This window comes from Streptomyces sp. NPDC059456, from assembly GCF_042750055.1.
In the GTDB taxonomy this organism is placed as follows: Bacteria; Actinomycetota; Actinomycetes; order Streptomycetales; family Streptomycetaceae; genus Streptomyces.
Genome location: NZ_JBHYVA010000593.1, coordinates 1 through 5,454, shown reverse-complemented (window position 1 = coordinate 5,454; position 5,454 = coordinate 1). Strand labels below are relative to the sequence as shown.

The window sequence follows — 5,454 nt, the reverse complement described above, 5'->3', positions numbered from 1 at the left end:
CACACACCGCCCCCCCGGGCTTTTGGGGTGCGGGCGGGGGCGGTGGGGGGGGGGCACCGCGCGCCCGCCCGGGGGCCGGGCGGGCGCGGGGCGCCCCCCGCGGCCGGGGGGCGGAAAGTACGTCGAAACACGTAGGCATCGGTTGTGGGGGGCCATCACCGTTGGGCAGGCATGCACGGATCGCGCAGGCGATCCGGCCGGCCGTCGGCGGCACCCCCTTCCTTCGCACGCGTCCCCGCCATGGGTTGTCGACACGCCCGAGGGCGTGCGTGGAAGGAAGGGGAACGCCGTGAACGACACCGGCAAGGACACCGCGAAGGACACCGTGAAATTCACGGGGCGCACCGCAGGGGCCGCGAGCCCGGGGCGGATGGAGCCGTTAGGCGTCGCCGTCGTCGGCGCGGGCTACTGGGGTCCCAATCTCGTCCGCAACTTCCAGTCGAGCCCGGAGTTCCGGCTCCGCTGGCTCTGTGATCTGAACATCGACCGGGCCCGGAAGGTGCTCGGCGGGTACTCCACCGTGCAGGCGACCTCCGACTACGCGGCGGTCCTGGCCGACCCGGCCGTCGAGGCCGTCGCCGTGGCCACCCCGGCCGGCACCCACCTCGACGTGGCGCTGGCCGCCCTGCGCGCCGGCAAGCACGTCCTCGTGGAGAAGCCCCTCGCCGCGACGTACGAGGACGGCCTGCGCCTGGTGACCGAGGCGGAGTCGCGCGGCCTCACCCTCATGTGCGACCACACCTACTGCTACACGCCGGCCGTCGGCCGCATCCGCGAGATGGTCCGCGCGGGCGACCTCGGCGAGATCCAGTTCTTCGACTCCGTCAGGATCAACCTGGGGCTCGTCCAGAAGGACGTCGACGTCCTGTGGGACCTGGCCCCCCACGACCTCTCGGTCCTCGACTTCATCCTCCCGGAGAACGTCCGGCCGGTCGCCGTCGCCGCGCACGGGGCCGACCCGATCGGCGCCGGCCAGTCCTGCGTCGCCTACCTGACGCTCACCCTCAACACCGGCGCCATCGCACACGTGCACGTCAACTGGCTGTCCCCGGTGAAGGTCCGCACCACGATGGTCGGCGGCTCCAAGCGCACCCTCGTGTGGGACGACCTCAACCCCACCCAGCGCATCGCGGTGTTCGACCGCGGGGTGGACATGACCGCTCCGCAGGAGATCGGCGCGGACGAGCGCCGCGACATGCTCGTCTCCTACCGCAGCGGCGACATGGTCGCGCCCGCGCTCGGCGAGAAGGAGGCCCTGCGCAGCATGGTCGAGGAGTTCGCCGCCGCCGTCAGGACGCGCCGGCCGGCGCTGACCGACGGCCGGTCGGGACTCCAGGTCCTCGACATCCTCGAAGCGGCCTCCCGCAGCCTGGAGTTCCGCGGCGCGGTCGTCGGACTGCGCACCGGCCGTTGACCGTTCGCGCAGCCGCGGGCGCAACCGCCCGCACGGCCGATCCCGGCACCACCCCGCCCGCAGCCGCGCACACCGCGCCGGGCGCAGCAGGACCCACCACGACCGACTCAGTAGGGGCAGGGCGTTGAGCAGCGTACGAGGCAAGAGGATTCTGGTCACCGGAGGGGCGGGCACCATCGGCTCGCACGTGGTCGACCTGCTGGTGGACAACGGGGCCCGCGAGATCGTGGTGCTCGACAACTTCGTGCGGGGGCGCGCCGCGAACCTCGCCCGCGCCCTGCAGAGCGGCGTGGTCGACGTCGTCGACGGCGACATCCGCGACACCGCCGCCGTCCGCAAGGCGACCGAGGGCGCCGACCTGGTGTTCCACCTGGCCGCCATCCGGATCACCCAGTGCGCGGAGGAGCCCCGGCTGGCGAACGAGGTGCTGGTCGACGGCACGTTCAACGTGCTGGAGGCGGCGGTCGCCGCCGGAGTCGGCAAGGTCGTCGCCTCGTCCTCGGCCTCCGTCTACGGACTCGCCGAGACCTTCCCCACCACCGAGCGCCACCACCCGTACAACAACGACACCTTCTACGGGGCGGCGAAGGCCTTCAACGAAGGCGTGCTGCGCAGCTTCCACGCCATGTACGGGCTGGACTACATCGCCCTGCGCTACTTCAACGTGTACGGGCCCCGCATGGACATCCACGGGCTGTACACCGAAGTGCTCATCCGCTGGATGGAACGGATCACCGCGGGCGAACCGCCCCTGATCCTCGGCGACGGCAACCAGACCATGGACTTCGCCGACGTCCGGGACATCGCCCGGGCCAACCTGCTCGCCGCCGAATCCGACCTGACCGACGAGGTGTTCAACGTCGCCAGCGGGACCGAGACCAGCCTGCGCGACCTGGCCGTCGGACTGCTGGAGGCCATGGACGCCGAAGGCATGGTGCCGGAGCACGGACCGGCCCGCGCCGTGAACGGCGTCACCCGGCGCCTCGCCGACACCTCGCAGGCCTCCGAGCGCCTCGGCTTCACCACCGAGATCGACATGCGGCGCGGCCTGCGGGACCTGGTCGACTGGTGGCGGGCCGAGCGCGCGGCGGACGCGGAGGCCGGCCGATGAGCACGCCGCACCCGGCCGCGGACCCGGCGCCCGCGCCCGCCCGCATCCCCGTCATGGTCCCCTGGCTCGGCGAGGAGGAGGCCCGGGCGGCCGCCCACGCGGTGCTCTCCGGCTGGGTCGCCCAGGGGCCCCGCGTCGCCGCGTTCGAGCGGGCCTTCGCGGAACGCGTGGGCGCCGCGCACGGCATCGCCGTGAGCTCGTGCACCACCGCCCTGCACCTGGCGCTGATCGCGCTGGACCTCGGGCCCGGCGACGAAGTGGTCGTACCCTCGCTGTCCTTCATCGCCACCGCCAACGCGGTGCGGTACGTCGGCGCGCACCCGGTGTTCGCGGACGTCGAGGAGAGCACCGGGAACCTCACCCCCGCCACCGTGGACGCCGTGCGCACCCCGCGCACCAAAGCCGTCCTCGCCGTCCACCAGGGCGGCGTGCCGGCGGACGTGCACGCCCTGCGAGCGGCCTGCGCCGACTGGGGGATCCCGCTCGTGGAGGACGCGGCCTGCGGGATCGGCGCGACCGTGGGCGGAAAGTCCGTCGGCCACGGAGCCCTGCTCGCCGCCTGGTCCTTCCACCCCCGCAAGGTGATCACCACCGGTGAGGGCGGCATGGTGACCACAGACGACGCCGAGTGGGCCGGGCGCCTGCGCCGGCTGCGCGAGCACGGCATGAACGTGTCCGCGGCGCAGCGGCACGCCAGCAGCAAGCCGATCGCGGAGGCCTATCTGGAGGTCGGCTACAACTACCGGATGACCGACATCCAGGCCGCGGTCGGCCTGGTGCAGCTCGGCAAACTGGACGAGATCGTGGCCCGCCGCCGCGAACTGGCCGCCCGGTACGCCCAGTTGCTCGCCGACGTCCCTGGCCTGCGCCCGGTCCGCGACCCCGGTCACGGCGAGGGCAACTTCCAGTCGTACTGGGTGCTGCTGACCGGGGACCACCCCCTCGGCCGCGACGAGCTCCTCGCGGTGCTGGCCGAGGCCGGCGTCTCGGCCCGGCGCGGGATCATGGCCTCGCACCTGGAACCGGCCTACGCCGGGCACGGAGCGGCGCCGCTGCCCGTGACCGAGCGGATCAGCCGCGACTCGCTGATCCTGCCGCTGTTCCACACGATGACGCACGACCAGCAGGACCGGGTGGTCGCGGTGCTGCGCGGACGGGCGGGCGGATGACCGCCCCGGACGGCCCGCCGCCCGAGGAGCTCCTGATCGTCGGCGCGGGCGGCTTCGCCCGCGAGACCGCCCAGGCCGTACGGGACGCGGCCGCCGCCGACCGGGCGCGCGGCCGAGCCCCGCGGTGGCGGCTCGCCGGCCACCTCGACGACGACCCGGCCCTGCACGGCCGGGACGTCGACGGGGTGCCGGTGCTCGGCGGCAGCGACCTGGTGCACCGGCGGCCGGGCGCCAGGGTCGTGGTCTGCGTGGGCAGCCCGCGCGACCACGCGGTACGGGCCCGCCTGGTCCGGCGCCTGGCCCTGCCCGAGCACCGGTACGCGACCGTGGTCCACCCGACGGCCGCGGTCTCCGCGTCCTCGGTGCTCGGCGCGGGCTCCGTCCTGCTCGCGCACTGCGTCCTGACCGCGGCCGTACGGGTGGGGGCCCACGTCGCGGTGATGCCGCACGCGGTCCTCACCCACGACGACACGGTCGGGGACTTCGCCACGCTCGCCTCCGGGGTCCGCCTCGGCGGCGGGGTGCGGGTGGGGCGGGGGGCGTACGTGGGCGCGGGCGCCCTCGTACGGGAGTACACGACGGTCGGCGCCTGGTCGCTGACCGGTATGGGAAGCACGGTCCTGGCCGACGTGCCGCCCGGCGAGGTGTGGGCCGGAAGCCCGGCCCGCCGGCTGCGCGAGGCGGGGGGCCCGGCGCTCGACGAGCTGCGGGCCGATGGCGAGCACAGCGGCCGCGGGCCGCGGACACGGATGGGGAGCACAGCCGGATGAACCAGATACCGCTCGTGGACCTGAAGGCCGCGCACGCCGAGGTCGAGCAGGAGATACGCGCAGGATTCGACCGGGTGCTGGCCGGCACCGCCTTCATCGGCGGTGAGGAGGTCCGCGCCTTCGAGCGCGAGTACGCCGACTTCGCCGGCGTCGGCCACTGCATCGGCGTGGCCAACGGCACCGACGCGCTCGAACTGGCCCTGCGGGCGAGCGGAGTGGGCGTCGGCGACGAGGTGGTACTGCCCGCCAACACGTTCATCGCCACCGCCGGGGCCGTCGCCCGGATCGGCGCCCGGCCGGTCCTGGCCGACTGCCTCCCCGACACCCTGCTGATGGACCCGCAGGCCGCACTGGACGCGGTCGGCAAGGCCACGCGCGCCGTGGTCCCGGTCCACCTGTACGGACAGTGCGCCGCGGCGGCCGAGCTGGCCGCGCAGCTGCCCGGACACGTCAAGGTCGTCGAGGACGGCGCACAGAGCCAGGGCGCCACCCGCGCCGGCCGCACTCCCGGCAGCGGCGGGATCGCCGCCACCAGCTTCTACCCGGGCAAGAACCTGGGTGCGTACGGCGACGCGGGCGCGGTCGTGACCGACGACGCGGAGACGGCCGAGCTCGTGCGGGCCCTGGCCAACCACGGCGGCACCGCCAAGTACCGGCACGACGTCGCCGGGTTCAACAGCCGGCTCGACGGCCTCCAGGCCGTCGTGCTGCGGGCCAAACTCGCCCGCCTCGCCGACGGCAACGCCGCCCGCCGCAGCGCGGCCGCCCGCTACGACGAACTGCTGGGCGACCTGGCGGCAGCCGGACGCCTGACCCTGCCGGTCACGGCGCAGGACAACGTCCACGTATGGCACCTGTACGTCGTCCGGGTCGGCGGCGCCGCCCCCCGCCGCGGGGGGGGTAAGGCCCCCCCCGGGGGGTGGGGGTGGGGGGCCGGGCCGGGACCCCGGCGGGCCCCCCCGCGCCCCCGCGGCGCGACCGAGAGAGAGT

5 protein-coding genes are annotated in these 5,454 nt (G+C 74.6%); all 5 read left to right on the top strand.

What is annotated here, in order from left to right:
• Nucleotides 1–289: 289 nt before the first annotated feature.
• A complete protein-coding gene (locus tag ACFXA3_RS34235; RefSeq protein ID WP_385193400.1) occupies nt 290–1,414 on the top strand; it encodes a Gfo/Idh/MocA family protein in 1,125 nt (374 codons plus the stop codon).
• A gap of 124 nt (nt 1,415–1,538) precedes the next feature.
• A complete protein-coding gene (locus tag ACFXA3_RS34230) occupies nt 1,539–2,525 on the top strand; it encodes an NAD-dependent epimerase/dehydratase family protein (protein ID WP_385193397.1) in 987 nt (328 codons plus the stop codon).
• Entirely contained in the window at nt 2,522–3,694 is a 1,173-nt protein-coding gene (locus ACFXA3_RS34225; RefSeq protein ID WP_385193394.1) for a DegT/DnrJ/EryC1/StrS family aminotransferase, read from the top strand. Before ACFXA3_RS34230 ends, ACFXA3_RS34225 begins: the two co-directional genes overlap by 4 nt.
• Complete coding sequence (locus ACFXA3_RS34220; RefSeq protein ID WP_385193391.1) at nt 3,691–4,464, top strand: NeuD/PglB/VioB family sugar acetyltransferase; 774 nt, start codon at nt 3,691–3,693, stop codon at nt 4,462–4,464. Before ACFXA3_RS34225 ends, ACFXA3_RS34220 begins: the two co-directional genes overlap by 4 nt.
• A partial coding sequence (locus tag ACFXA3_RS34215; RefSeq protein WP_385193388.1) for a DegT/DnrJ/EryC1/StrS family aminotransferase occupies nt 4,461–5,454 on the top strand: 994 nt, incomplete at its 3' end. The genes ACFXA3_RS34220 and ACFXA3_RS34215, both read left to right, overlap by 4 nt.

What these genes read in the sequence shown, in the direction of transcription:
- ACFXA3_RS34225 (WP_385193394.1), top strand. Translation starts at nt 2,522, where the DNA reads ATGAGCACGCCGCACCCGGCCGCGGACCCGGCGCCCGCGCCCGCCCGC.
- ACFXA3_RS34220 (WP_385193391.1), top strand. Translation starts at nt 3,691, where the DNA reads ATGACCGCCCCGGACGGCCCGCCGCCCGAGGAGCTCCTGATCGTCGGC.